The 430-nt window shown below is 29.3% G+C and carries 1 tRNA gene; it reads left to right on the top strand.

Features of this window, described 5'->3' with window-relative positions:
• Positions 1-308 precede the first annotated feature (308 nt).
• Positions 309-412, top strand: a tRNA-OTHER gene (locus tag KH893_RS12400).
• Positions 413-430: the final 18 nt, after the last annotated feature.

Raw genomic sequence — 430 nt, 5'->3', positions numbered from 1 at the left:
GGTCTTCGATACAAATTTCTTTCAATCGGAATAAACTGATTGATTTTGCGAAAAAAAATAAATCTTCTTACATTAAGGCTTATGTTATTGATGGCAAAGGGAGAGAATATCATTCAAAGAAGATTTTGTTTGATAAGATTTGAAGTAATGTTTTTTAATTATCTGTTTTAATTATAAAAATTATCAACACTAAAAAGAAAAATGTTTCAAAAAGTGGTTATTCGAGAACCATAATTCATTATTTTTTTGTTTTATTATCTTTTTATGCTAATACGTTTTCTGTTGTCCATTTTTGAATAGGCGATTTTGGAGAAGTACTCAAGTCTGGTTTAAGAGGCCTGCTTAATTTATTAGGCAGGTAGGTCGTTAACGTTTGTTACGATGCGAGGGTTCAAATCCCTTTCCTTCTCCATATTACACAGTCATTAAT

This window comes from Liquorilactobacillus sicerae (genome assembly GCF_029916425.1).
GTDB classification, from domain to species: Bacteria; Bacillota; Bacilli; order Lactobacillales; family Lactobacillaceae; genus Liquorilactobacillus; species Liquorilactobacillus sicerae.
Note: the sequence above shows the minus strand (reverse complement) of the source record. Positions and strands in the feature narration are given on the sequence as shown.